Origin of the sequence: Aquirufa sp., from assembly GCF_044342065.1 — a bacterium.
Lineage (GTDB): Bacteria > Bacteroidota > Bacteroidia > Cytophagales > Spirosomataceae > Aquirufa.
Window position 1 is genome coordinate 36,305 of the sequence record NZ_JBIIQN010000013.1, and the last position, 26,256, is coordinate 62,560.

General features: G+C 38.5%; 24 protein-coding genes. 12 read left to right on the plus strand and 12 right to left on the minus strand.

The features are described 5' to 3' along the window. Positions 1-73: 73 nt before the first annotated feature. Positions 74-1,711 (minus strand): VRR-NUC domain-containing protein, encoded by a 1,638-nt coding sequence (locus tag ACIQZ2_RS06585; protein WP_395768058.1) that lies wholly within the window; start codon positions 1,709-1,711, stop codon positions 74-76. Positions 1,712-1,871: 160 nt separating this feature from the next. Here ACIQZ2_RS06585 and ACIQZ2_RS06590 point away from each other — a divergent pair, with 160 nt between their 5' ends. From ACIQZ2_RS06590 to ACIQZ2_RS06605, 4 genes are all read left to right on the plus strand, one after another. Beyond that, a complete protein-coding gene (locus tag ACIQZ2_RS06590) occupies positions 1,872-3,062 on the plus strand; it encodes a phosphoglycerate kinase (protein WP_395768059.1) in 1,191 nt (396 codons plus the stop codon). A gap of 82 nt (positions 3,063-3,144) precedes the next feature. Continuing rightward, a complete protein-coding gene (locus tag ACIQZ2_RS06595; RefSeq protein WP_395768060.1) occupies positions 3,145-5,601 on the plus strand; it encodes a bifunctional UDP-N-acetylmuramoyl-tripeptide:D-alanyl-D-alanine ligase/alanine racemase in 2,457 nt (818 codons plus the stop codon). 323 nt (positions 5,602-5,924) lie between these two features. Further along, a complete protein-coding gene (locus ACIQZ2_RS06600; RefSeq protein WP_395768061.1) occupies positions 5,925-6,284 on the plus strand; it encodes an ArsR/SmtB family transcription factor in 360 nt (119 codons plus the stop codon). Positions 6,285-6,305: 21 nt separating this feature from the next. Then, positions 6,306-6,641 carry a hypothetical protein gene (locus tag ACIQZ2_RS06605; protein ID WP_395768062.1) on the plus strand — a complete coding sequence of 112 codons (336 nt, stop codon included), beginning with the start codon at positions 6,306-6,308 and terminating at the stop codon, positions 6,639-6,641. Positions 6,642-6,711: 70 nt separating this feature from the next. Here the strand turns inward: ACIQZ2_RS06605 and fumC are convergent, their stop codons facing one another. Continuing rightward, positions 6,712-8,115 (minus strand): class II fumarate hydratase, encoded by a 1,404-nt coding sequence (gene fumC, locus ACIQZ2_RS06610; RefSeq protein ID WP_395768063.1) that lies wholly within the window; start codon positions 8,113-8,115, stop codon positions 6,712-6,714. Between the two features lie 24 nt (positions 8,116-8,139). Between fumC and ACIQZ2_RS06615 the strand changes: the two genes are divergently transcribed. Next, positions 8,140-8,553 (plus strand): Spx/MgsR family RNA polymerase-binding regulatory protein, encoded by a 414-nt coding sequence (locus ACIQZ2_RS06615; protein WP_395768064.1) that lies wholly within the window; start codon positions 8,140-8,142, stop codon positions 8,551-8,553. Here the strand turns inward: ACIQZ2_RS06615 and ACIQZ2_RS06620 are convergent, their stop codons facing one another. The 8 genes from ACIQZ2_RS06620 to rsfS form a co-directional block, all read right to left on the minus strand. Then, positions 8,554-9,861, minus strand: coding sequence for an ABC transporter permease (locus ACIQZ2_RS06620; protein ID WP_395768065.1), 1,308 nt, complete (start codon positions 9,859-9,861; stop codon positions 8,554-8,556). Position 9,862: 1 nt separating this feature from the next. Further along, on the minus strand, positions 9,863-10,750 hold the full coding sequence (locus tag ACIQZ2_RS06625; RefSeq protein WP_395768066.1) for an ABC transporter ATP-binding protein: 888 nt from the start codon (positions 10,748-10,750) through the stop codon (positions 9,863-9,865). Between the two features lie 92 nt (positions 10,751-10,842). After that, positions 10,843-11,211: a hypothetical protein gene (locus ACIQZ2_RS06630; RefSeq protein WP_395768067.1), complete on the minus strand. Its 369-nt coding sequence runs from the start codon at positions 11,209-11,211 to the stop codon at positions 10,843-10,845. Between the two features lie 104 nt (positions 11,212-11,315). After that, the gene (locus ACIQZ2_RS06635) at positions 11,316-11,849 is read right to left on the minus strand and encodes a TrmH family RNA methyltransferase (RefSeq protein ID WP_395768068.1); all 534 of its coding nucleotides are present in this window, start codon (positions 11,847-11,849) and stop codon (positions 11,316-11,318) included. 2 nt (positions 11,850-11,851) lie between these two features. Then, a complete protein-coding gene (locus ACIQZ2_RS06640) occupies positions 11,852-12,829 on the minus strand; it encodes an acyl-ACP desaturase (RefSeq protein WP_395768069.1) in 978 nt (325 codons plus the stop codon). A 51-nt stretch (positions 12,830-12,880) separates the two neighbouring features. Then, positions 12,881-13,687 carry a UDP-2,3-diacylglucosamine diphosphatase gene (locus tag ACIQZ2_RS06645; RefSeq protein WP_395768070.1) on the minus strand — a complete coding sequence of 269 codons (807 nt, stop codon included), beginning with the start codon at positions 13,685-13,687 and terminating at the stop codon, positions 12,881-12,883. A 39-nt stretch (positions 13,688-13,726) separates the two neighbouring features. After that, positions 13,727-15,850 carry an ATP-dependent zinc metalloprotease FtsH gene (gene ftsH, locus ACIQZ2_RS06650; RefSeq protein WP_395768071.1) on the minus strand — a complete coding sequence of 708 codons (2,124 nt, stop codon included), beginning with the start codon at positions 15,848-15,850 and terminating at the stop codon, positions 13,727-13,729. A gap of 59 nt (positions 15,851-15,909) precedes the next feature. After that, positions 15,910-16,296 (minus strand): ribosome silencing factor, encoded by a 387-nt coding sequence (gene rsfS / locus ACIQZ2_RS06655; protein ID WP_395768072.1) that lies wholly within the window; start codon positions 16,294-16,296, stop codon positions 15,910-15,912. A 97-nt stretch (positions 16,297-16,393) separates the two neighbouring features. On the opposite strand from rsfS, the gene ACIQZ2_RS06660 reads away from it, so the two are divergent. The 4 genes from ACIQZ2_RS06660 to ACIQZ2_RS06675 all read left to right on the plus strand — a co-directional run bounded on the left by ACIQZ2_RS06660 (position 16,394) and on the right by ACIQZ2_RS06675 (position 21,022). Beyond that, positions 16,394-17,182 carry a biotin--[acetyl-CoA-carboxylase] ligase gene (locus ACIQZ2_RS06660; protein WP_395768073.1) on the plus strand — a complete coding sequence of 263 codons (789 nt, stop codon included), beginning with the start codon at positions 16,394-16,396 and terminating at the stop codon, positions 17,180-17,182. Positions 17,183-17,195: 13 nt separating this feature from the next. Next, entirely contained in the window at positions 17,196-18,854 is a 1,659-nt protein-coding gene (locus ACIQZ2_RS06665; protein WP_395768074.1) for an AMP-binding protein, read from the plus strand. Positions 18,855-18,894: 40 nt separating this feature from the next. Continuing rightward, a complete protein-coding gene (locus ACIQZ2_RS06670; RefSeq protein WP_395768075.1) occupies positions 18,895-20,271 on the plus strand; it encodes a BamA/TamA family outer membrane protein in 1,377 nt (458 codons plus the stop codon). A 187-nt stretch (positions 20,272-20,458) separates the two neighbouring features. Beyond that, a complete protein-coding gene (locus ACIQZ2_RS06675) occupies positions 20,459-21,022 on the plus strand; it encodes a hypothetical protein (RefSeq protein ID WP_395768076.1) in 564 nt (187 codons plus the stop codon). Here the strand turns inward: ACIQZ2_RS06675 and ACIQZ2_RS06680 are convergent. Together ACIQZ2_RS06680 and ACIQZ2_RS06685 are read right to left on the minus strand one after the other, a co-directional pair. Then, complete coding sequence (locus ACIQZ2_RS06680; protein WP_395768077.1) at positions 21,019-22,071, minus strand: branched-chain amino acid aminotransferase; 1,053 nt, start codon at positions 22,069-22,071, stop codon at positions 21,019-21,021. The two genes, ACIQZ2_RS06675 and ACIQZ2_RS06680, sit on opposite strands and share 4 nt — an antisense overlap. Before the next feature lie 14 nt (positions 22,072-22,085). Further along, a complete protein-coding gene (locus ACIQZ2_RS06685; protein ID WP_395768078.1) occupies positions 22,086-22,637 on the minus strand; it encodes a cob(I)yrinic acid a,c-diamide adenosyltransferase in 552 nt (183 codons plus the stop codon). Between the two features lie 130 nt (positions 22,638-22,767). Here ACIQZ2_RS06685 and ACIQZ2_RS06690 point away from each other — a divergent pair, with 130 nt between their 5' ends. The 3 genes from ACIQZ2_RS06690 to tyrS all read left to right on the plus strand — a co-directional run bounded on the left by ACIQZ2_RS06690 (position 22,768) and on the right by tyrS (position 26,003). Further along, a complete protein-coding gene (locus tag ACIQZ2_RS06690; protein ID WP_395768079.1) occupies positions 22,768-23,280 on the plus strand; it encodes a hypothetical protein in 513 nt (170 codons plus the stop codon). Further along, positions 23,277-24,503 carry an S-adenosylmethionine:tRNA ribosyltransferase-isomerase gene (locus ACIQZ2_RS06695; RefSeq protein WP_395768080.1) on the plus strand — a complete coding sequence of 409 codons (1,227 nt, stop codon included), beginning with the start codon at positions 23,277-23,279 and terminating at the stop codon, positions 24,501-24,503. The genes ACIQZ2_RS06690 and ACIQZ2_RS06695 overlap by 4 nt, the downstream gene beginning before the upstream one ends. Positions 24,504-24,713: 210 nt before the next feature. Next, positions 24,714-26,003, plus strand: coding sequence for a tyrosine--tRNA ligase (gene tyrS / locus ACIQZ2_RS06700; RefSeq protein ID WP_395768081.1), 1,290 nt, complete (start codon positions 24,714-24,716; stop codon positions 26,001-26,003). Positions 26,004-26,256 lie beyond the last annotated feature (253 nt).

Sequence of the window (26,256 nt, forward strand, 5' to 3'; positions counted from 1 at the left end):
GAAAAACAGAACGTTTTAGATTCATCGAAAAGGTATATTTTTTTCGAAATGATGTCAAGCAATTAACAAATTTTTATTTCCAAATGACGCGAACCAATTGTACCGGAATACCCAAATCGGCAAAAAAATCATGCCAATAATGCTGTATGGCAGATAAATGGTCGTTGGGTGACTTAACTTCAACAAAGCAATAATAATCATCTTTCTGAATAAATAAATCCGGGAATCCCTTGGCGTGTGTTGATAACCGCGACCACATCATAGCTAAAACCTGTTTCAAAGCACCCGATTCAACATGAAATAATACCTTTTCAATCAATTCCCAATTGAGGTGAGCCCAATCAACCAAGGGATTAATCACGCCCTGATGCTCATCAGCAACTGTGTGCAAATGGTTCATTACCGCGGGTAGATCTTGAAGCATGTTAAGTAATTTGGCAAACTTTTCTGGATTTACTTGTGTAAAGTCAACCGTAGGGGCGTATTGAAATGGATGATGAAATCCAGCACTCCGATCTGCATAAATCAGTTCCCAGGTTAAGAGACCTAAAATATTCTTCCAAACTCCATTCTCAGAAAATGCCGCATAAAAACCCAAAGATTGATAATAATCTATCAGTCCTTGTTCGACCTTACCCTGATAGGAAACATCAATTTCAAGCTTATCTGCTTTTTTTAATCGTGCTGTTACTTGCTTAACTTGTTTTTTAGCGAGCTGTCGAGCTAAAAAATCTTGAAAAAAATGAAGTTCAGTAGGATTTTCAACATACAATTGGCCAAAATCGGCCCAATGAATTGCTTCATCTAACCGATTTAATTTAGCTAAAATTCGCACCCGCCGCTCCAGCGCCTGAGCTGAACCTGCCTGTTCAAAAATCATCAATGCGTCTTCCAAAAGTTTCTGACGCTCAAAATAACGTCCTACCTGAAACAGCAATCGCTCATACGCTGGAAGAGCCAATTCGGTAAGATTAGCTGCCATTGGAATAATTGACTCAAACAAGGAAGCCTTCAAAAGGCTAGGTTCCAATTTGTCTTGACTATCGAAAAACCACTCCCTCCAAAGGCTGAGTTCCCACTTATGATCAATCTCTTCACGTGAGCTAAAATAAGGTTGAAAATCCTCCTCCGCAATTTCTACATACTGACGATGACCTAAATCACGTACGACAAATTCTTTCAAATCCCGATTTTTACTTCCAAAAAACAAAAAAGAACAGAAATGATACCTATCAAGATGCAAAGGCCTAATCCACGCAGAACCATCAAATTGTAATGGGAGAGGTAAATCAATCAACAAAGCCATTACCTCTGCTTTGGATAAAGCCTTGAAGGATTGATTCACCACTGAACTTGATTTAAGCAAATCTATACAAGACTGCTTCGTCATAACTTGTAACAACTCCATGGTTATAACCTGGTCGGAATAGGTGCTAATAAATCCGTGTTTGATTAGCTCATCTACGGAATCTCGAATTGACTGAATTTCAGCATAGTGTAAACTTGTCAGATTATACCAAGCAACACTCCTTCCAGAAAGTCGAAGATAAAGACACTGGGCTTGAAAAGAAAGCGATTGATAGGATGAAATATATGCTGATTCTAAGGGATTTAGCAAATTTTTATAATGCTTATCCACATACCGCAAAACATACTGAAAGTTGTCCCAATAATACGTTGGAGAAAGATTAGAAGCTACGTTGTTCTCCATGCATTTGGGAAATAATATTTAACAAAATAGGACTATTTGGGTATAAATTTCAAAATTTTCAACAGAAAATTAGATTTTTTCAACAATATAGGAAATGATGTTATATTTGTACACCTAATATTTTTTGGGTTTATCACATTAATCTAAAGTAATAAAATTTATGCAAACGGTTTCAAATTTCAACTTTGCTGGTAAAAAAGCATTAGTTCGTGTTGACTTTAACGTTCCGCTTAATGAGCGGTTTGAAATTACAGATGATACCCGCATCAAAGCAACGATTCCTACGATTCAAAAGATACTTTCAGATGGTGGTTCTGCGATTTTAATGTCGCATTTAGGTAGACCAAAAGATGGCCCAACAGAGAAATATTCTTTAAAACACCTAGTAACTCCCCTTTCTTTAGTGTTCGGGGTTAAAGTAAAATTTGCTTCGGATTGTATCGGAGATGATGCGGTAGCTTTGGCATCTGAATTGCAGCCTGGTGAAATATTATTATTGGAAAACCTACGATTCTACAAAGAAGAGGAGAAGGGGGATGAAAATTTTGCTCAAAAATTAGCACAATTAGGTAATGTTTGGGTAAATGATGCATTTGGTACGGCACACCGAGCACATGCTTCTACAGCGGTTATGGGCAAATTCTTTACCGAAAAAGTTGCAGGCTATGTGATGCAAGCTGAACTTGAAAATGCCCAAAAGATTCTAGAATACGCTGAACGACCATTTACGGCAATTATGGGAGGTTCTAAAATCTCTGATAAAATCTTAATTATTGAACGATTACTTGATAAGGTGGATAACTTGATTATTGGTGGTGGAATGACCTATACATTCTCGCTAGCAGAAGGTGGTAAAATTGGTAAATCAATCTCTGAACCTGATAAGGTTGAGTTAGCGAAAGAGTTAATCGAAAAAGCCAAAGCTAAAGGTGTAAATCTTATCATGCCTGTGGACAACGTTTGTGCAGATGATTTCAGTAACAATGCAAACCGCCAAATAGTTAATCGTGGTGAAATACCAGATGGTTGGGAAGGATTAGACATCGGACCTCAATCGGTAAAATTATTCCAAGACGTAATTGCTCATTCAAAAACGATACTTTGGAACGGCCCTATGGGAGTTTTTGAATTCCCACACTTTGCCATTGGTACAAATGCGATAGCAGATGCCGTTGTAAAAGCTACTGAAGAAAATGGGGCTTTTTCGTTGATTGGTGGAGGAGATTCTGCATCCGCAGTAAACAATGCTGGTTACGGTGATCGTGTTTCATATGTTTCTACTGGTGGAGGCGCATTATTGGAATACATGGAAGGAAAAATCCTACCAGGAGTAGCAGCTTTAAACGCATAATCGTTGACAGATATTTATTTTTAAAGGCGAGGAAATGTTTCCTCGCCTTTTTGTATTTTAGCCCTTCGTTCAAACATTACACATGATTTACCACAACGAACCAAATCAGTTAAAATCGACTTACATCAGTTTAGACAGTCGGCAAATATATGAACCAGCGGATACCGCATTTTTTGCTGTTCGCGGCTTGCATCACGATGGTCACCAATTTATTGAATCATTATACCAAAAAGGGGTTCGTGAATTTATCGTAGAAAAATCTGCTTGGAATGGACCATTAGTTGAGAAGGCCAATACCTGGCAAAATACATCTATTTGGGTTGTAGCTAATAGCATCGATACCTTACAACACATTGCCCAATTACATCGAATCGCTTATAATATTCCAGTCGTTGGCATTACGGGTTCAAATGGTAAAACAACTTGTAAAGAATGGTTATTTACCCTTACAAAATCACACTTTCAAGTTGTGCGAAGTCCAAAAAGTTTTAACTCACAGATTGGGGTACCGCTTTCCATCTGGGGAATTCGTTCACAACATCGTTTAGGCATATTCGAGGCAGGTATCTCGCGCATAAATGAGATGGATCGTTTAGAGCCTATTATTCGTCCGGAATTTGGCATTTTAACCAATATTGGAGAAGCCCATGGCAAGAACTTTGAAAGTGAATCTGAAAAACTCGTGGAAAAGCTAAAACTTTTCAGACATACAAAGAAACTTATATACCGGGCAACACCCAATACAAGTCCAATTGTAGGCGAAACAATGCAAAAAATAAATCCTGAATGCGAATTGATCAGTTGGAGCACCCAAGACCCCAATCAATCGATTTATGTATATTGGAAAATCACAGGAAAAAGTAGTCAGATAAAATTTCAAAAAAGAAACCAATCAGAGACCTTTTTATCCGTACAAACCAATCTTCATGATGAGGCATCTCTTGAAAATCTAAGTCATTGCCTCATTCAAGCGCATGTACTTGGCATAAAAAGCGAGGAACTTACTTTAGCAATAACAGGAATCAAACCTGTTTCAATGCGCTTGGAAATAAAAGAAGGTATTCGCAATAATCAACTAATTGATGATTCATATAACAATGACATTGATGGTTTAAAATTAGCACTTCCCTTATTCAAACGCTATGAAGAAAAAAAGAAAGTACTAATCATTAGTGATTTTATCGAAACAGGGTTAAATGAAACAGAATTATACCAAAGTATTGCCCAATTAATTAGAAATCAACGCATAGAAAAAATCGTTGGTGTAGGAGCACAAATAGATCGAAATAAACACCATTTTGACCATATAGAAACGTATCCTACAGCTGAATCATTAATAGAATCTGGAGATTTAAACAACATTAAAGATTCCGTTATCTTACTGAAAGGGGCAAGAAAATACGCCTTTGAAAAAATAGTTAATGCGCTTGAAAATAAGTCCCACTGTACACAATTGGAGATCAACTTAGAAGCTTTACAAAACAACCTAAGTTATTACCGAAAAGTACTTGGAGCAAAAAACAAAATCATGGGCATGGTAAAGGCACAGGCCTATGGAGCAGGGGCGGTAGAAATAGCAAAAATATTACAAACACAAGGAATTGAATACTTAACTGTAGCCTATACAGACGAAGGCGTACATTTACGCAATAATGGCATCTATACGCCAATAATGGTCATGAATCCACAAGTGGAAGAATTTGATAAAATGGTATCCTATGCGCTAGAACCTGAAATATATAATTTCAGTATGCTAAGAGCAATCGATGACTACAGCAATAATCAAAATAAAAATATTAAAATACACATCAAATTAGATACCGGAATGAAACGTCTAGGATTTGAAATGAGTGATTTACCCGAATTATTAGACGAATTAAACCAAATGCCCCAATTATGGGTGGTAACTATATTGAGTCATTTAGCAGCATCAGAAAATCCACAACACAAGGAATTCACTCTACACCAAATAACTCAATTTAAAGAAGCAGCAGGAGCCATAAGTGAACGATTAGGTTATAAACCAATATGGCATATTGCAAACTCCGCTGCAATCCAAAATTATCCAGAAGCGCATATGGATATGGTGAGATTAGGTATCAGTATGTACGGAATTTCAGGTAATCCAATAGAAAAAAAAGCACTCGAAAATGTTTTAACCTTAAAAACATACGTTTCACAGGTGAAAAATGTAAAAAAAGGTGAAACGGTAGGCTATGGTAGAATAGGACAATTCAAAGAAGACGGGAGGATAGCAACCTTAGCAATTGGCTATGCCGATGGCTATTGTAGGACCTTAGGAAATGGAGAAGGTTTATTTGAAATACATGGACAATTATGTCCAACGATAGGCAGTATATGTATGGACTTATGCATGGTAGATATAAGCCACATAGCGGAAGTAAATGAAGGAGATGAGGCTATTGTATTTGGCGGAAAAATACAATTAGAGGCATTAGCAAAAGCAGCTCAAACTATACCATATGAAATGATGACGAGCATCTCATCAAGAGTAAAACGGATCTACGTAAGGGATTAAAAAATAATCCAAAACCATTCAAAGAGGAGCCATATGTTTTTTCATATGGCTCTTTTTTTTGATTACTGAAAAGCACAAGAAACAATCAAAAAAAATCACCAACAGGCGATTCTCAAATACAGCTACACGAGAAACCTAATAATTAGCGTAACAACTAAATATTTAATGTGACTCGTATAAATTATTAGCAATACCACTAATTATAACTTAGCATAAAGGCTAATTAATTAGCTTTACTACTAAATATGCTGACTTTATTGTCAATTAGCTGATTTTGATATCTAATTGGAATATATTAACTTAGCTAAATAAGTAATAATTATATGACAATCGAGGCGATTAGCAAAGCAATTGGAGATGAGTCCAGGCGTAAAATCATTGAAATGTTGAAGGATGGCGAAATGCCCGCCAGTAGCATTTTCGATCAATTCGACTATGCTGCTCCTACAATTTCAAGACATTTATCAGTATTAAAAGAAGCTGGAATTGTAAACACTCGAAGAAATGGTGTATTCATCTATTATGCATTAGATAAGGAGGCATTAGGAAAACTGTCGCAATGGCTTAACCCCCTACTCCCAGTATCAGCTCAGGTGACAAAAGCTACACCTAAAGAGCGCGTAATTCGTACACCAAAAGTGAAAGTAGAAAATCCATTTGACAAATTCCAAAGCGAATTTTAATAGAAGAATAATACAATTTTTATGAAACGATTTGTTATCATTATTCGTGGGCCAGTGGAAGGAATTTCAGGAGCAAACAGCTTAGCTACATCTGAAGAATTAGAACAAATTCGCACTTGGTTAAAGGCAGTCAAAGAGCAATACCAAGACATGCTATATCAGAAATTTTCAGGACAAAATTTGTATTTAGCGTCCACTGGAAAAATTGAACAAAAGATAGTTCAACTTATTGACGGTGGTGAAATTTCTCAAGTCATTACCCTCATCATGTCATCATGGGAAGAAGCAACACGTGTCGCAGAGAGTTTTCCCTTCCCCAACAACTTTTATTCTCTAGAATTGCGTGAAATGGCATAAAAATGCCCCATACGAGTCGTAAAGGGCATTTAAAGGCTTGCGGCGCGAGAATCGCGTATTTTTATCTTACTTATACATTGTTCTCACCTACCATATTCTCAGGGCGAACCCAAGCATCAAATTCTTCAGCTGTCAAATAACCCAAGGAAATAGCTGTTTCTTTTAGCGTAGTGCCATTTTTATGAGCTGTTTGAGCAATTTCTGCTGCTTTGTAATAACCAATCTTGGTGTTTAGCGCAGTTACCAACATCAATGAATTATTTACATGCTTAGCGATGTTTTCGTGTAAAGGTTCGATACCCACAGCACATTTATCATTAAACGCTACACAAACGTCACCAATTAAGCGTGCAGAATGCAAGAAGTTATAAATCATAAGCGGTTTAAACACGTTTAACTCAAAATGACCTGAAGCCCCACCGATGTTAATGGCTACATCATTCCCTAAAACCTGCGCTGCTACCATCGTCATTGCCTCACATTGCGTAGGATTTACTTTACCTGGCATGATGGACGAACCTGGCTCATTATCAGGAATATAAATCTCTCCAATCCCTGAACGAGGTCCTGACGACAACATACGTACATCGTTACCGATCTTCATTAAGCTAACAGCTACCGTCTTTAGAGCCCCATGAGCCTCTACAATAGCATCATGCGCCGCCAATGCCTCAAACTTGTTTTCAGCGGTTCTAAATGGCAATCCCGTTAAGCTAGCAATGTGTTTGGCTACATTTTCTGAATAACCTTTAGGCGTATTTATTCCAGTCCCAACAGCAGTCCCTCCTAGCGCTAATTCTGATAAATGATCTAAACAATTATTTATGGCTTTTAGCCCATGATTCAACTGTGAAACATAGCCTGAAAATTCTTGTCCTAATGTCAAAGGAGTCGCATCCATAAAATGAGTACGGCCTATTTTTACAACATTTTTAAAAGCTTTGGCCTTCGCATCCAAGGTATCGCGCAACTTGGTAATACCGGGTATCGTAACCTCCACTAAAGCTTGGTAAGCTGCGATATGCATAGCCGTTGGGAATGTATCATTCGATGATTGGGACTTATTTACATCATCATTCGGGTGAACAAACTTCTGCTCATCCAGTAAATCACCACCTTGAATTACATGTGCACGGTACGCAATAACCTCATTGCAATTCATGTTGGACTGTGTACCTGAACCTGTTTGCCAAACTACTAAAGGAAATTGGTCCGCCCATTGTCCCTCCAAAATCTCCTCACAAACCTGAGCAATTAGATTCTTTTTTGCTTCATCCAACACGCCTGCCTCAAAATTCGTAATAGCTGCCGCCTTCTTCAAGTACGCAAAAGCCCGAATAATTTCTTTCGGCATCTTATTGATATCTTGGGCAATCGGGAAGTTTTCAATCGAACGCTGCGTCTGTGCGCCCCAATAGACATGTGCAGGTACGTTAACCTTGCCCATCGTATCTTTTTCAATTCTATATTCCATAATGGCTATTTGTATTAATTTTGTATGCAGTTCACAAAAATACCACCAAAACCAACAAGGTGGGAAGGATTTTTAATAAAAAATAATATGATTACGATCTACGGAATTCCAGCGTGCAATACCATGAAAAAAACTTTCGAATTTCTAAACGAAAAAGGTATTGAATACACCTTTCACAACTATAAAAAAGAAGGTATTTCAGCACCTATTTTACAGGGTTTTATAGACCAATTGGGTATAGATAAGATCCTAAACAAACAAGGTTCAACTTACAGACTGTTGCCAGACAATACGAAAGCATCAATCAACAATACGAAAGAGGCATTTCAATTCTTGCTTGAAAAAAATTCAGCGATCAAACGCCCCATTCTGACAGATGGGAAACGAATTATCGCTGGGTTTAATTCTGAAGAATTAGATAAATGGCTAAATATTTAATTACCCTTTATAAAATATCCATTTCCCCAGCTCCTTCCAAGTTATTTTCTTGCCATACATCAGTATTCCTATGCGATAAATTCGGGCTGAAATCCAACTACAACCCAAGAATCCCAATACCAATAAGCCCATAGATAAAACCAACTCCCATACAGGAACCCCATAAGGCAAACGAACCATCATATTAATAGGCGAGGTAAACGGGATCATAGACGACCAAAAAGCAATGGAACTGTCTGGGTCTTGCATGGAATATTGAGCTAAAATAAAAGAAAGAATTATGGGAATCATGACAATAAAGTTGAATTGTTGAGCTTCCGTGGCACTCTCTACAGCTGACCCAATAGCTGCAAACAAGGAACTATACAATAAATATCCCACAAAGAAGTAAAACAAAAAGGAAACCAATATAAGGGGAATATTGGTACTCTCAAGTACTTTTGTCACCTCACCCATAGGTGAATCTTGCATGACTTTTGACATATCTTCCGTCGATTTTCCTTGACTAAGCTCTACCATAGACTTGGATTTAGAGGCATATATTTTCCCCGTAACCTGTGTCAAACCTATTGTTAAAACAATCCATAATACAAACTGCGTAAGTCCTACCAACCCCACACCAATAATCTTACCTAACATCAGTTGATAGGGTTTTACCGAGGAAATAATGACCTCAATTATCCGACTACTCTTCTCTTCAATAACCCCATTCATTACCTGAGAACCATACAACAAGAGTGTCACATATAAAATCAAACCCATGACCCCAGCCAGTATCATTGCTCCTGCTGAACTGGAACTCGTCTCATCGCCTGTAGCCGAGATGGTAATCGTCTCACTGTCTACATCAACTTGCGTATCCTCATAGATTTTTTCCGATATACCTGCCTTGTACATTAATTCTTGTCGGACTCTATTCTGAATCAATTGTTCCACAGATTCCTTTAAAGCAAGTCCGATGTTTTTCGAAGAATAGATGTGAACACCTTTGGGATTTGTCAACACATCCGCTGGAATACTGACAAATGCGTCATATCCTGCTGTAGCAAATTCCTTCTTAAAAACTGACTCTGGCTTTGAAACATAGGTAAATACCAGCTCTTTGCTTTTCAAATCACTCGGCTTCCATAAGTGGCTTTGATCTAATAAGGCAACCTTCTTTAGCTCCTTATCTTTCATAGCCAACCAGATCGGAATCGCATAAATTGCCGTAATTAAAACAGGTGCCAACAAAGACGAAATCCAAAAGGATTTTTTCAATACACGTGTCACATATTCACGCTGAATGATTAATAAAACCTTATTCATATTAATTTGTCTCGCTTACTACTTGAATGAAAATTTCATTAAATGTTGGAATCATTTCTTTAAACTCCAATAAAGTTACTTGCCTAATCAATAGAGCAATGGCTTCATTTGTTGACAAACCTGCCGTAAAACGTAACACCGCCTTACCAGAGTCATATGATAGTATTTCTATGCCCGGCAAATCACCCAAATTACCCTCATACCGTATAAAAAATTGATTTTTCTTGTAACGAGCTTGTACTTCCACTTTATTTCCAGAAAGAACAACTTCTGCATGATTAATGAGCGCAATTTCATCACATAATTCCTCAACAGATTCCATTCGATGCGTAGAAAACAAAACGGTTGTTCCTCTTTCCTTAATTGCTAATATTTCATCCTTTAACATGTTGGCATTTATCGGATCAAAGCCCGAAAAAGGCTCATCTAAGATTAGTAACTTGGGTTCATGAACCACTGTAGCAATAAATTGGGTCTTTTGCTGCATTCCTTTGGATAAATCATTTACTGGCTTATTCCACCATTCCTTGATATCCAATCGAATAAACCACTCTTTCAGTTTTGTTAAAGCTTCTTCCTTGCGCATACCCTTTAACTGAGCTAAATACAACAATTGCTCCCCTACCTTCATCTTTTTATACAAACCACGTTCTTCAGGCAAGTACCCAATCTGATCCGCATGCGCTAATCGCAATGGCTCTCCATCAAAATAAATTTCCCCAGCATCAGGTCCTGTAATTTGGGTAATAATCCGAATCAAGGACGTTTTTCCAGCACCATTAGGACCCAATAAGCCAAAAATTTTACCTTTAGGAATTTCCAAGCTTACATCACGTAGGGCCACATGATCAGCATAATTTTTTTCTAAATGTCGAATTGATAATAACATTTCTTACTAAATAGATTTTTCAAATATAAAAAAAAGCGCTCACCCAAAAGTACTATTGGGATGAACGCTTTGATTCGAGGATAAATGACCCCTTATTTCTTGACAGCTTTCGCTTTTGGCTTAGCAGGAACTTTAGTAACTGGCTTAGGTACAGCCGGAGCAGATTCTTTTGCCATTAATTGAGCGACTTGTTTAATTTCAGCAGCTTTTTTTGCCAACTTCGCTTTTTTCTTTGCTTCCTTTTCTGCTAATTTCTTCTTCGCTTTATCAGCCTTTTCTTTGGCCTTGGCTGCTTCCTTTTCTTGATCTTGTACCAACTTCACATATTTTTTAGCGATAGTGGCAACCGACTTTTCAACTATAGATAATACCTTCTTGGCATTCTTTTCAGACAAGCCTTTCAGTTTAGGTAAAACAAGCGATGAAAGCTGATTCGATAATGTTTTTTTCTGGCCGTTCATTATGTTAATGTTAAATTTTTGCTAAATCTAAGTAAACAATTGAAAACTAAAAATTTATCCGTATTAAGTTTTCAGTGAAATCAAATAATTTAATATTGAACAAGCTAGAAATGAGATTTAAAGACATAATCCCACGCTACCACACCCATGGTTACTGATACATTCAACGAATGTTTTGTTCCAAACTGAGGGATTTCGAGGCTACCTGAGGCAGATTCTATCCAAAAATCATTAACCCCAAACACCTCATTACCAAATACAAAGGCATACTTACTACCCATAATTGGCTGAAAGTCATTCAAAGCAATCGATTGGTCGACCTGCTCAACGCAATAGACCTCATATCCTTGGGATTTTAAATGTACATGACATTCCGCTGCTGTTTCAAAGTAAGTCCATTCGACTGACTCATCCGCACCTAAAGCCGTTTTACTTATCTCCCGATGAGGCGGCTGTGCTGTAATTCCAATTAAATAAATATGGCTACAACGAAAAGCATCGGCAGTCCTAAATGCCGAACCAATGTTATTCATACTACGAATATCATCTAGCACAAATACGTAGGGAAATTTTTCCACCGATTTGTATGCATCTACATCGAGCCGATTCAGCTCATCCAAAGATAACTTCTGGGGCATATTTATACAATCCAGCTAAACGGATATGCTAATTCAGGGACTTTTACACGCTCAGCTAAGCGCTCTAAACGAGAAGGCAAAGCAATCACATAATCACGTGCCTTTTCCGCCTGGTCACTCAAGCCTCGAACACTTTCTAAGTCCCAATCTTGAATTAAACCACGCATAATGGTGGTATAATCAGCTGTCGTATATACTCCGATACGCTGGGCCGCATCAGAAAAATGATCAAACAATGAACTCTTTACACCATTCATTTCACGTAAGAAATGCGCAGGCATCACAATCTTCTTCTTCATCATATCGGCAAAAGCCAACATCATTTCCGAAGGATCTAATTTAAATATCTCAGATACAAAGGCCTTGTAAGCTTTCGCGTGACGCAATTCATCTGCAGCAATTTGGGCACACATGCGTGATAAATTCGAATTGCCATGCTGCTTTGCCAATGAGGCTGTTCTACGGTGTGAAATGTTTGTTGCCCACTCTTGAAAAGAAGTGTACACAAAATTTCGATAGGGGTCAGCTGTTGTACCAATATCAAAGCCATCTGCAATTAAATATTGAGTCGAAATAGCAACAGAGCGCATATCAACTTTCCCAGATAAATAAAGATACGTCCCCAAAAGCTTACCATGACGATTTTCTTCTGCAGTCCAACTACGGATCCACTTAACCCAACCATTCTCTTGATCTAAATGATCAACAGTCTCCATACCCAACAACCATGACTCATAAGTAGGTAATGCCTCCTCCGTAATAGTATCACCAATCAAAACAGCCCAATAATCGTAAGGGAGTTCTTGAGCAGCTTGTTGCAATAATTTTACTTCATCAAAGAAATTATCTTTCGTCGAATCAGGTAGCATATCAGATGGCTGCCAATTGGAGTCAATCGGATTTAAAAAATCCTTCATGTAGCTATCCATATTTTTGGCTAACTCGGACATAACCTCTAAACGCGTGTGAAATTGAGACATAATTCGATTGGTTAACAGAATGATTTCTGAAGATACGTAGAAAAATCAGGATTAAGCCTGAAAATTTACAAAATCAAACCCCTGCTCACCAATCTTTACTATGTAGGCATTTTTAAATGCAGGCGTAAACCAATCCCCTAAATTATAATAACTAACGCCATTACCTAGCTCCAAAGCAACAGGATGGTGTCGATGACCAAAAACATAGCCCTTTATCCCCCTATTTTCCTTTTGATCAATGACAAAACGTTCGCGCACTGCCGAAAGAATATAATCTGAATCGGGATCAAAAGGTACTTCACCGGCTTTAATTGTCGAAGTCTTTCGGGTACCCGACCAAGCATGAGCCATTCGTACTCCTAAATCAGGATGTAACCAGCCGAATAAAAATTGCGCTACCGGATTAACAAAAACTTTTTTTAACAACTTATATCCCATGTCTCCGGGACCCATTCCATCCCCATGACCCATGCAAACCTTAAATGATGTAGCTGAAAATTGAAACTCGAAATCACTGGGCTCAAAATAAATATTAGCGCGCAACTCTTGAATGAAGTAATCGCGCATCCAAAGATCATGATTACCCACAAAAATATGCAAACGCACACCTCGATCTGAAAGCTGAGCTAAAGCTCCCAAAAAACGAATGAAACCCTTTGGTACGACTTTTTTGTATTCGAACCAAAAATCAAATAAATCCCCTAACAGAAATAGATCACTTACCTCATCCTGAATATCAGCTAACCAAGCCGCCAAAACACGTTCGCGATCCCGCGAAGTATCCTCATCCGGAAAGCCCAAATGCAAATCTGAGATACAATAAACATGTTTTCCCGAAGGAATTATTAGCTGCTTCATAATGAGCAAAAATGGGGAGGGAATACCCACCCCATTCGGTTAATCTTCTTTCTTTGGACTTCGTTTCCGCGGAGCCGGCTTCTTCTTTGCCACCGTTTCGTTAGCGACAACCTCTTTGGTAGGCGCAGGCTTTTTAGCGGCACGTTTCTCTGTTTCTGCTAACTCGCGCTCATCTTTGGCATCTTTCCGTTTTTTCTCCGTCTCTCCTTTAATGAACTCCTGATAAGAAGTTAATTGCTCAAAAGGCCTTGGGCCTACGAGCTCTTCCAAATCACTTTGAAATAAAACCTCTTTCTTCAATAATTGCTCTGCCAAAATTGTTAGCTTGTCCTTCTTAGACGTTAACAATTTCTTGGTTCGCGCGTAGGCCTCTGCAATAATCTTGCGCACTTCTTCGTCAATCTCACGCGCTGTGGTCTCCGAATAAGGCTTATTAAATTGATAATCAGAACCTTTTGAATCGTAATACGAAATATTGCCCAACTTGTCATTCATCCCATAAACGGTCACCATCGAATACGCTAGTTTTGTAATTCGCTCCAAATCATTTTGCGCACCAGTTGAAATTTTACCAAACACAATTTCTTCGGCAGCACGACCACCCAATGTCACACACATCTCATCCATCAGCTGCTCTGTACGATATAAGAACTGTTCTTTCGGTAAGTATTGCGCATAACCTAAAGCGGCTACGCCACGTGGTACAATAGAAACTTTAACCAATGGATTTGCATGCTCTAAGAACCAACCAGCAATCGCATGTCCAGCCTCGTGATAAGCAACAATCTTCTTTTCCAAAGGATTAATTATCTTGTTTTTCTTCTCCAAACCGCCAATTACTCGATCCATTGCTTCTTGGAAATCATCCATATCCACAGCCGTTTTACTGCGACGAGCGGCAATCAATGCTGCTTCGTTACAAACATTAGCAATTTCAGCCCCAGCAAAACCGGGCGTTTGCGCCGAAAGCTCTTTGGGGTCAATATCAGATGCTAGTTTTAATGGTTTCAAATGTACCTTAAATATCGCTTCACGGCCAATGATATCAGGTTTATCAATGGATATCTGGCGATCAAATCTACCTGGACGAAGTAAGGCAGCATCTAAAACATCAGGGCGATTCGTAGCTGCCATGATGATGATGCCTGAATCGGTCGCAAAACCATCCATTTCAACCAACAATGAGTTTAACGTATTCTCACGCTCATCATTTGAACCGGGCATTTGACCACGCCCACGTGAACGACCCACGGCATCAATCTCGTCGATAAAAATAATACAAGGCGCCTTTTCTTTGGCTTGCTTGAATAAATCACGTACGCGAGCTGCACCCACCCCGACAAACATTTCAACAAAGTCTGAGCCAGAAAGAGAAAAGAATGGAACTCCTGCTTCGCCAGCAACGGCTTTTGCTAACAAAGTTTTACCTGTTCCTGGAGGACCCACTAATAATGCTCCTTTAGGGATTTTACCCCCTAAATCCGTGAATTTTTTAGGGAATTTTAAAAACTCAACAATCTCCTGTATCTCTTCTTTGGCCTCATCTAATCCAGCAACATCATCAAACGTCACACGCACCTTTGACTCTCCTTCGATCAGGGTAGCCTTACTTCGACCAATGTTAAACAGTTGGCCTCCACCTCCACCGCCACCGCCCATGCGGAAGAATAGGAAATAAAAACTCAAACCCATCAGTATAAAAAAGCCCCATGTCCCCAACCAATCCAATGGGCCTGTTCGGGTTTCTGGCGTAGCAAAAATACGCTCATTCCTAGGGAAATCTTTTTGGCGATCTTCTAGAAATTGCTCAAACCCTTCTTTCGATATAATCGGAAATTCAAAGTGCGGACCCTGTTTAACAGACACCAAACCCTGAGGAGAATTCTTGAAATATTTTGTAACAAAATTGGGCTTGAGGCTTACCTCAACTAGCTTATCATTGACAATAACCACAGACTGAACCTCTTTTTGAATTACCATGGTTTCAAATTGTCCCTGATTAATCTGCTGTAATGTGCGCTGTTTTGTAAAGAAAAACATACTCACCATGGCGATTACCAAACCAATTATCATCCAACTCTGCATTCCACCCGCTGGCTTCTTGGGCATGCGTGGTTGAATTCCTGAACGTTTATTATTTCTACTATTACCTTGTTTTGCCATTGGAATAATTTGTTTGGGCTATTAACAATGAGAACTATTAAAAAAGTTCGATTTGACATTTAATCTTCAGAAATATGCGTAAACTTCGCATCTCCCCAAAGCTCTTCTAACTTGAAAAAATCACGTTTTTCTTTTAAAAATACGTGCACAATAACATCGTAATAGTCCATAAGTATCCATTCCCGATTAGCTTTACCTTCCATGGCATGCACATGTATTTTTCCAGACTCCCACACTTCTTTATCCACCGAATCTGCAATAGCTTCAATCTGTGTATCTGATGTACCTGAAGCGACTACAAAAAAATCTGTAAATGCGTTAGCTACGCCACGCATATCCATTACCACGATATCTTGAGCTTTCTTCTCCTGCATACCCTTCACTACCCACATTGCTAATTCTTCTGATGCCTCGATGGTAGTGGTCTTCTTTGTACTTTTGCTCATATGTTTGTTAAAATCGCATTATCGAACCGATGTAAAGTTCTTATAACGAATAAAAAATTAAATTTGTTTCTTGTAAACCTAAAATTACGAATAAAAATTGAACAATTACCAAGCACCCACTCGCTTCATCGGCAAAATAACAAAATACCTAGATTGCTGCGAATCGACTAATTTAATAGGCTTTCAGGAAGCGACAACTCAAGACCTTCCAGAAGGTTATGCTTGGATAGCGGGCCAACAAACTGCCGGGAAAGGCCAAAGAGGCAATCAATGGCTTACGCAAGCCAATCAAAATCTTTTAGTTTCCTTCTTACTAAAGCCCTCCCACGATTTATTACCCTTTCAATTTTTTCTTAGTAAAGCAATTGCCATTGGAATTGTTCAGGGGCTTCAGTCATGGTCAAATGCTTCTTTTGGAGAAGATTTGCCTCTCGAAATCAAATGGCCCAATGACATCTACCTCGCTGGCCAAAAAATGGGAGGAATTCTCATTGAAAGCAATTTTCAAGCAGGGAAATGGGCATTTTCAATTATTGGAATTGGTTTAAACATTAATCAATTGGAATTCCAAGGCCTGCGAGCCACTTCGATTCGTAAATTTTTAAAAAACCCTCAGCGAATCGACCTCAGTGAGGTCTTTAATTACCTTTCAACGGGCTTAGAAAAATCCTACGATTCTTTTCTAACTCAATCCTTTCAAGCCATTGATGAAACGTATCATCAACTTTTATTTCAAATGAATACTTGGCACTTGTACGAAGACCAAAATGGACAATTTGAAGGTAAAATTGTACGTGTTGATGACCAAGGACTTATCCAAATTGAAAAAAACCATGGAGTCAAAAACTATGAAATCAAAGAATTAAGTTTTATTTTTAAGGACTAACCTCACAAAGACCTTGATTCAAACCTACGAAAGCAATTTGCTCAACTTCATACATTGGGCAAAACATACACCTCAAAACACCTATCTGAAACAACCTTACGGGAATAAGTATCAAGATTACTCTTATCACGATTCCCTACAAATTGTCAAGAAAATAGGTAGCCACCTCAATCAAAGCTTGATTCAGGAGAAGCCCAAACACATCGGTATTCTATCAAAAAATTGTGCGCATTGGATTCTTGCTGATCTAGCCATTTCCTATGCAGGCGCCATTTCGGTACCATTTTATCCCACGTTGACTGGCGAGCAATTAAATCAGGTCTTGGTTCATTCAGAATGTCAAATACTCATCGTAGGCAAACTCGACCATTGGGATGAAATAAAAAAGGGAATCCCGGCATCAGTTCAAATTATTTATACCCCGGATAGCCCGTGTCAAACGGGTTCATCCTGGAACGACCTCGTTGAGAAATCGCATGAAGAAATTGAACCTGCCTTGATTCAACCTGCGGATTTATCAACCATAATTTATACATCTGGCACGACTGGGATACCCAAAGGGGTAATGATCACCTATGGTGCCATTGCGCAGGCGTTAAATTTGGCAAGAAAAATTGCCCATTTAGACCGACCGAATAATCGATTCATATCCTATTTGCCTTTATGCCATATAGCAGAAAGAAATTTTGTTGAATTTGCATGTACTGCGGCAGGAGGATCCATCTTTTTCGTAGAAAACTTAGATACCTTTCAACAAAATTTGGTTCAAGCTAGGCCGAGTCATTTTTTAGCTGTACCACGCATTTGGGCTAAATTCAAAGAAGGAATTTTGACAAAAATCGGTGGGCAAAAAAAACTTAACCGCTTACTTTCCATTCCTTTGGTCAAAGGATTTATTCAAAAAAAGATTCAAAAAGGCCTCGGTTTAGATCAAACTTGCATGGTCATTACGGGAGCTGCTCCCATGCCGCAAGAATTAACAGCTTGGTTTCAGTCCATTGGACTTTATATCCAGGAGGCTTATGGCATGACCGAAAACATGGGATTAAATAGCCTCATGCCGCGCAATCAAATCAAGTTGGGAACGGTTGGCCGTGTTCACGAACTATGTGAAACACGCATTGACCCTGAAACAGGGGAAATTCAGATGAAGGCCGACTACAATTGCCTGGGATATTATAAAAATCCTGAACAAACAGAAGCATTGTTTGATGGACCATGGCTAAAGACCGGCGATATGGGTCAGTTGGACCATGATAATTTCCTAAGCATCGTAGGCCGTGTAAAGGATAACTTTAAAACTGCCAAAGGACAATATGTATCACCGGCTCCAATTGAAAATGCCTTATCACTTCATGAACTTGTTGAAGTGGCCTGTGTCGTAGGTGTCAACCTCCCACAGCCATTAGGTTTAGTTTTATTAAGTCCTCAAGCGAACAAAGTAGATTCAGGCGATCTTGTAAATTCTTTGGAGGAGCTGTTAGTGAAAACAAATCCACAATTCAAAAAATATGAACACTTGAAAAAGTTAATTATTTTAAAAGAACCCTGGACTGTTGAAAATGCTTGCCTGACTCCTACCTTAAAAATTAGACGCATGCAAATTGAGAAAAATGTAGAAGATCGAATCGAATCTTGGTATCAGGCAAAAGAAACAATCATTTTCGAATAAGGTAACCAATTTTCCCTTTGCTTTTGTGTAACTTGAGGAGATGCGAATTATTTCTCGATTTATTGAAATTAGCCTAATCCTCTTAAGCTTTACCTCTGCGGGGCAATCCATTCGCATTGACTCCATTCATTTTTTAGGTAATGAGAAAACGCGTGAAAACATATTAAGAAGAGAACTGGACTTTCAAGAAAATGATTCCATCTCTGTTCAGAATTTAAACGAGCGCATTGAATTCAATCGAAGAAAATTGATGAATACGGATTTGTTCATTTGGGTAAAATCCGACTACCATCAATTACCTAATGGGAATCTTTCCATCAACTTTGAATGTTTGGAACAATGGTATGTTCTCGCTTTCCCCGTGGTACAATTGGCCGACCGCAATTTAAATGATTGGTGGTCGAGAGGATATGATTTAAAACGAACGATTTATGGCATTAATTTTCTGCACAATAATTTTATGGGCAGAAATGAAAAAGTGATAATAAAAGCTGAAACGGGATTTACTCAAAAGCTTGAATTAAGCTACCAAAACCCTTACCTAGACCCTAAGAAAACGTTGGGATTAACAGTCAATTTAGCATACAATAATCAAAAAAATTTAGCCTTTAAAACCCAAAATGATACACTATGTTTTTTTAACTCAAATGAAATACTTCGGGAAAGGTGGATAGGTGGAATTCAACTAAGAAAGCGATTTAAATTCTATGATTTTCAAACCTTAGAATTTAAATACAATCGCTCCACCGTGGCCGATACAATTGCGCAATTAAACCCGTCCTTTTTTGGCAATAAAAAAACGGAACAAAACTTTGCACAATTGGGCTACCTCTTTTCATATGATTTTCGCGATTTTATTACCTACCCTTTGCGCGGCAAAAAAATTGATTTAAGTTTCACCAAATTTGGGATTCTTCCGTCAGACCAGGTAGATTTTTGGGAGGCTACTGCCTCAGCAGCCTTTTTCATCGATTTAGGTAGTCGCTTCTTTTTAGCCTCACAAGTGAAAGGCAAACTTAGTAGAGAAGGATTTATCCCCTATTCGCTTACGCGAGGACTCGGATATGGCAATGACCTAGTTCGCGGCTTTGAGCTAAATGTAATTGATGGCACAAACTTCTTTCTGTGGAGAAATACCTTTAAGTTCCAGTTAATTTCGACCACGTTGCGAATCCCGTTTATTAAGTATAAACAGTTCAACCAAATGCCCATTATGCTCTACCCAACGGTATTTACAGACTTAGGCTACGTGTATAATTCAAATAAAGAAACACGCAATAGTACGAATCAATGGCTCTTTGGAACAGGTTTGGGATTTGATTTTGTTACCTACTATAATTTCGTTTGTAAGGTAGGCTTTCCCGTTACCAATGGAGGAAAAACTGGAATGGTGGTTAGCATAGGACGAGAGTTTTAAACAAAAAAAAACCAGTCATAGACCGGCTTCTTTTTAAAATACCTAACCACTAATAATCTTTAATATTGTTATGCGTAATGCACTCGTTTCTTTTCCTAACTCCAAAAATAGGAATATTTTTCAATAGTATGAATCAAGCCACCTTGAATTTATTTAAATTTGGAATAACAACTCAATTTAATCCGACATGAAAACGCTAAAAACGCTCATTTTACTATTACCATTGTGTATCTTTTTGTACGCATGTAATCAGGATACAAGCAATTCAGAAAATAGTCAATTAAGTAATGGGCCTAACCAAAGTGAAAGTCAAATTGCCTGGAAAGCAAGTAGCGATTTGGTTAGAAAAATAACATTGAGCGATTCATTAGTAATTCGAAACCAAAACTGGGGAACGGATATAAATCTGATAAATGATCAATTAGAACTTGCTGAGTCTCAACCGGACACGGGTAAGTCTTATTCATTATATTTTGATGATACGGATTTAAATTTCGTAGATATCACTTACCGGCCAAACAACAAGGGCCAACTAAGTGAAATAGAAATGAATGTATTTTTTGATGATAGCCAAAAGGTAATTGAGCTAATGCAAAATTTCAAGTCTTATTTTGACGTCAAATTTGGAGCTTCAGTAGAAAAAGGGGAAAAGCTTATTTGGTTGAAAGACAAAAAAACCCATGTCGAATTGGAAGACGCAAGTCGATCAAAAGACGCAGGTTTTATAATTTTATTAAAGGCTAAACCTTAGACTTTCCAAATCCACCCACGCATATCGGGTATTTCTCCCAAACGAATCTGATTGATTTCATTATAGACGCGAACAGAAAAATCCGAATCTTTGCGTTCAGGCAAATGGTAATCCTTACCTTCAAATCCTATGGTAGCAATCGGTGCGATAACAGCAGCCGTTCCAGCACCAAAAGCCTCTGTAACTGAACCATTAGTTATACCTTCAATCAGTTCCTTAACCGCTAGCTGGCGTTCTTGAACCTCAATTCCCCAATCTTGTGCAATACGCATAACAGATTTACGAGTTACCCCATCTAAAATGGTATCCCCCGTTGCAGCGGTAACCAATGCGCCATTAATCACAAACATCAAGTTCATGGTACCTGCTTCTTCCACGAATTCATGCGTTGCGGAATCGGTCCAAATAATTTGATCATAGCCATCTTTAATGGCATTTTGCGTAGCAAATAAAGAACCCCCATAATTCCCGGAATTTTTAGCAAAACCAACGCCACCTTTCGCAGAACGTATATATTCAGTTTCAACTCGCACACGAAGTGGCTTTGTATAGTAGGAACCAACGGGACAGTTAAAAATGATAAATTTATAGGTTGCTGAAGGTGTCACCCCTACATACTCATCCGTAGCAAACATAAAAGGGCGAATGTACAAGGAACAACCTTCTTTGGCAGGAACCCATGCCTGATCCAACTTCAACAATTCCCTTAAACCACCTAAAAATATTTCCTCGGGCACCTCAGGCATACACATACGAAGAGCAGATTTATTGAATCGCTTTAAATTTTCTTCAGGTCGAAAAACTTGAATATCACCATCTTTTGAACGATAGCCCTTCATTCCCTCAAAAATCGATTGCCCATAATGCAATGACATCATAGCGGGCTGGTATTCCAAGGGACCATAAGGCTGAATCGAAATCGATTGCCAAGCCCCGTTGGCATAATCTGCCACCAACATATGGTCAGCGAAACTGCGACCAAATACGAGTTTATCAAAATCTACTTGATCGATTCTTGATTTTGAGACAGGTTGAATTTGAATTTGCATACGTTTGTTTTTTTTTATTTTCCTGAATTCCAAGGAATTTCAGGGATACCTAGGCTATGATGTAAATAACGGCAAATCATAAATAAATAATCTGACAATCGGTTCAAATAAGCCATGGCGACTTCATAATCCTTGTGTTCGGAGGCTTGTACCCAACGAATTAAGCTTCTTTCTGCTCGCCTACAAACTGTTCGAACGATTTGTGCAGTTGCTATCGACTCATTTCCACCGGGTAGGATAAAAAAACGCATCGGCTCTAATTTTGCATCCAATGCATCAATATTATCTTCCATAGCTACAATATCCTGGAGTGAAATTAATTCCATATTCCCTAGTGCCTCTTTGGAATCACTTGCCACGTGTGCACCCAAAACAAATAGACTTGATTGAATGGCTTGTAATTTTAAACCTAGGTCCTTGTCAACTTTACAAATAAGTAGACCTATATGAGAATTCAACTCATCTAAATCTCCAATAGCCTCTAAGCGAAAATCGGATTTTGACAATCCTTTTCCGTCGGCCAATCGAGTAAAGCCACCGTCACCTTGTTTTGTATAGATCTTCATAATTGTGATAAGAATAACAAAAATAGTTTTTTCGACCTTGAATCCAAAGGAAAGCCCATTTTTATCAAAAAACAAGAAAGATTAGGCACTTCCAAGTTGATGAACTAATTTTGAGAACATTTAGAATCATATGTCGATAGATCACTTCATTTCGCGTGTTTGGCGCATTTTATCCATGGTAGCCTTTGGTATTACCTTATTATTTGTTTATCGTGGATTACCTGATCCTGCGGCAGTACATTTTGGAGAAACGGGTCGAGGCGATGGTTTTTTGCCTAAAGAAGAAATCTTTTACCTAACAGCCGGTATCGTTACTGCCTTAAATGTATTAGCCTTGTTATTGATTAAGAGTGTTGCCAATGTTCCTGAGGCTGTTTGGGGCAAGTTATTCTATGTATTTGCCGCGAAAGGAGACCAAAATATCAAAAACACCCTTATAAATTGGCTCCATTTTTTACCAGCCTTAATCAATACATTCTTGATATTGGTGTTCCGTGTTTTACTTTTATTAAATGATCAGCGCACCTATGATGCCGATTATACCTACATGCCTAAATTGGGCATTATTCTAATATTGGTATGGTTAATTTACCTGCCTATTCGCTTGTTTTTAACTCCTAATCACAATTCTGAAGAAGTATGATTAAAAATATGCCCGACATTTCGATTCAGGCGTTTGATTACGTATTACCCGATTCACACATAGCATTCTTCCCAAGCCAAAAGCGGGATGAATCTAGACTACTAGTACACCAACAGGGTCACACTAGTCATCATTCGTTTCAAAACTTGCCAGAAATAGTTCCAACGGATAGTTTATTTGTATTTAATAATACGAAAGTTATTCCAGCACGAATTCAATTAACTAAACCAAGTGGCACAACCATAGAAATTTTCCTACTTAAACCCGTGGAAGACCATGTTCCTACCCAAAAGGCGATGGAGCAAACCAAAGAGATCCGGTGGGAATGCTTAGTAGGAAATAAGAAGCGTTGGAAACCAAGTGAAATTTTAACAAAAAAACTAGATCTTTCGGACCAATTAGTTGACTTATCCTTCCAATGGCTTGATCGTGAATCAAATCAAATATTAATCAGTTGGAATAGTGAACATTCGTTCGCAAGCATTTTGAATGAAATTGGCAAAATCCCATTACCGCCTTACATGGAGCGAGATACAGAGCTTTCCGATCAGGACCGCTACCAAACTGTTTTTTCGAAAGAATTGGGGGCTGTTGCTGCACCTACGGCAAGCCTACATTTTACATCAGAAATTTTAGATCGCTTAAGTTCAAAAGGGATACAGCAAAGTTTTCTAACCTTACATGTGGGTGCTGGCACGTTTTTGCCAGTTAAAGAAGATGAAATCAGAAATCATCCGATGCACCGCGAGCAACTTATTTTCGAACGAGACTTTATTGTTCAGTTGCTAAATCACAAGGGTACCTATATTCCGGTCGGTACAACAGCTATGCGGGCCTTAGAAAGTCTATATTGGTCAGGTGTATGGGTATTGGAAAAAAATGAGATACCGGTTAATGGTTTAGTTATTCCTAAAGAGTATGCCTATCATGATCGAAATGAGATTCAGAATGAAGAAGCTTTGCGGGCATTGTTGGACTTTATGGACAGAAACCAACAAAGCCAATGGATGGCTCAAACTGAATTATTGATTATGCCAAGTTATCGCTTTCGCTTTTGCGATGCCTTAATTACGAATTTCCATCAGCCAAAATCAACGCTTTTGGTACTTGTTTCTGCACTTATTGGTGATGCTTGGAAAGAAATTTATGCGGAAGCTGTTGAGAAGAATTACCGTTTTTTGAGTTACGGCGATGCGTGTTTGTTTTTCAAAAAGTCAATATAATTCCAAAGAATCACTAATTTTGGGGCCGCTTTATTAGTTGGACGTTGGACGTTGGACGTTGGACGTTGGACGTTGGACGTTGGACGTTGGACGTTGGACGTTGGACGTTGGACGTTGGACGTTGGACATTAGAAGTTGAACGTTAGTTAGAAATTGAGAATTACGTACTAGAGACTAGAGACTAGCGACTAGAGACTAAATACACTAGATATGAATTTCATTGAAGAATTACGCTGGCGAGGCATGTTACAGGATATGATTCCTGGATTAGAAGATCAATTGGCAAAAGAAATGACGGTTGCCTACATTGGTTTTGATCCAACGGCCCCTAGTTTACATATCGGTAATTTAGCGGCAATTATGTTGTTGAAGCATTTTCAATTGTGCGGACACAAGCCGATTGCTTTGGTAGGTGGGGCAACGGGAATGATTGGGGATCCATCGGGAAAAGCAGCTGAACGCGAATTCTTATCGGAAGATACCTTGCGTGCCAATCAAATTGGCATACAAAAACAACTAGAAAAGTTTTTAGAATTTCATTCGGGAGCAAACTCAGCAGAGGTTGTCAATAATTATGATTGGTTTAAGGAGTTTAGCTTCTTAGGATTCTTGCGTGAGGCAGGGAAGTTTTTGACGGTGAATTACATGATGTCAAAAGACTCGGTTAAAAAACGTTTAGAGACTGGAATATCATTTACTGAATTCTCCTATCAATTATTACAGGGATACGATTTTTATCATTTATATAAGAATAAGAATGTACGTCTACAAATGGGTGGTTCAGATCAGTGGGGTAACATTACAACTGGCACAGAAATTATTCGACGGAAAGAAGGCCATGATGAAGATTCCACAGAGCGTTCAGCTTTCGCGTTAACGACTCCTTTAGTAACCAAGGCTGATGGTACGAAATTTGGTAAATCAGAATCCGGCAATGTGTGGTTGGATGCGGATAAGACAAGTCCATATGCATTCTACCAATTTTGGTTGAACGCTGCAGATGCCGATGTCCCAAGACTAATTCGCGTGTTTACCTTATATACAAAGGAGCAAATTGAAGCATTAGAAAAAGAACATGCAGAGGCACCACATTTACGCATCTTACAAAAAGCGGTTGCGGAAGAGGTTACTACACGCGTACATGGTACTGATGTATGTGCTTTGGTGATTGAAGCTTCTACCCTATTGTTTTCCAAAGATGCGGTTGAATTAATTGCTGGTGCGTCTGATGCATTGTTGGCCCAACTACCGATACATGAAGTTTCGGGTGAATTATTATCGGAATGCAAAAATTTGACTGATCTCATTAGTGTTGGCACAGACAATTTAATCTTCCCATCTAAAGGAGAGGCACGCAAAGCGATTCAAAATAATGCAATAAGCATTAATAAAGTAAAGGTTACGGATCCAAATGCGGCACTTGATTTTGAGAGAATCCGTGGCAAATATGTTTTGGTGGGGAATGGAAAGCAAAAAAATTACATTTTATCCTTTAAATAGTTCAGCAAATAGGGCTTGGACGAAAAAAAGTGAAATTATTTTTGGGGGCATGTTGGTATATTTAAATTATTCCTACATCTTTGCACTCCCAATTGCTAGGAAAACGATTCTAGCGCATTGACTTTCGGTATGGATACTGAGTTTTTACTTGGTTGAGATGCAAGAAGTTAAAAGAGTTCTTTGACGTGTTGGTAGAAATAAAGACGAGGTTAGTTCTTTAAATGAGCTAATCAGAATAAGTAGCATTCAAGAC

Coding starts and splice junctions, on each gene's coding strand:
- ACIQZ2_RS06585 (WP_395768058.1), bottom strand. CDS start 1,711: ATGGAGAACAACGTAGCTTCTAATCTTTCTCCAACGTATTATTGGGAC.
- ACIQZ2_RS06590 (WP_395768059.1), top strand. CDS start 1,872: ATGCAAACGGTTTCAAATTTCAACTTTGCTGGTAAAAAAGCATTAGTT.
- ACIQZ2_RS06595 (WP_395768060.1), top strand. CDS start 3,145: ATGATTTACCACAACGAACCAAATCAGTTAAAATCGACTTACATCAGT.
- ACIQZ2_RS06600 (WP_395768061.1), top strand. CDS start 5,925: ATGACAATCGAGGCGATTAGCAAAGCAATTGGAGATGAGTCCAGGCGT.
- ACIQZ2_RS06605 (WP_395768062.1), top strand. CDS start 6,306: ATGAAACGATTTGTTATCATTATTCGTGGGCCAGTGGAAGGAATTTCA.
- fumC (WP_395768063.1), bottom strand. CDS start 8,115: ATGGAATATAGAATTGAAAAAGATACGATGGGCAAGGTTAACGTACCT.
- ACIQZ2_RS06615 (WP_395768064.1), top strand. CDS start 8,140: ATGCAGTTCACAAAAATACCACCAAAACCAACAAGGTGGGAAGGATTT.
- ACIQZ2_RS06620 (WP_395768065.1), bottom strand. CDS start 9,861: ATGAATAAGGTTTTATTAATCATTCAGCGTGAATATGTGACACGTGTA.
- ACIQZ2_RS06625 (WP_395768066.1), bottom strand. CDS start 10,750: ATGTTATTATCAATTCGACATTTAGAAAAAAATTATGCTGATCATGTG.
- ACIQZ2_RS06630 (WP_395768067.1), bottom strand. CDS start 11,211: ATGAACGGCCAGAAAAAAACATTATCGAATCAGCTTTCATCGCTTGTT.
- ACIQZ2_RS06635 (WP_395768068.1), bottom strand. CDS start 11,849: ATGCCCCAGAAGTTATCTTTGGATGAGCTGAATCGGCTCGATGTAGAT.
- ACIQZ2_RS06640 (WP_395768069.1), bottom strand. CDS start 12,829: ATGTCTCAATTTCACACGCGTTTAGAGGTTATGTCCGAGTTAGCCAAA.
- ACIQZ2_RS06645 (WP_395768070.1), bottom strand. CDS start 13,687: ATGAAGCAGCTAATAATTCCTTCGGGAAAACATGTTTATTGTATCTCA.
- ftsH (WP_395768071.1), bottom strand. CDS start 15,850: ATGGCAAAACAAGGTAATAGTAGAAATAATAAACGTTCAGGAATTCAA.
- rsfS (WP_395768072.1), bottom strand. CDS start 16,296: ATGAGCAAAAGTACAAAGAAGACCACTACCATCGAGGCATCAGAAGAA.
- ACIQZ2_RS06670 (WP_395768075.1), top strand. CDS start 18,895: ATGCGAATTATTTCTCGATTTATTGAAATTAGCCTAATCCTCTTAAGC.
- ACIQZ2_RS06675 (WP_395768076.1), top strand. CDS start 20,459: ATGAAAACGCTAAAAACGCTCATTTTACTATTACCATTGTGTATCTTT.
- ACIQZ2_RS06680 (WP_395768077.1), bottom strand. CDS start 22,071: ATGCAAATTCAAATTCAACCTGTCTCAAAATCAAGAATCGATCAAGTA.
- ACIQZ2_RS06685 (WP_395768078.1), bottom strand. CDS start 22,637: ATGAAGATCTATACAAAACAAGGTGACGGTGGCTTTACTCGATTGGCC.
- ACIQZ2_RS06690 (WP_395768079.1), top strand. CDS start 22,768: ATGTCGATAGATCACTTCATTTCGCGTGTTTGGCGCATTTTATCCATG.
- ACIQZ2_RS06695 (WP_395768080.1), top strand. CDS start 23,277: ATGATTAAAAATATGCCCGACATTTCGATTCAGGCGTTTGATTACGTA.
- tyrS (WP_395768081.1), top strand. CDS start 24,714: ATGAATTTCATTGAAGAATTACGCTGGCGAGGCATGTTACAGGATATG.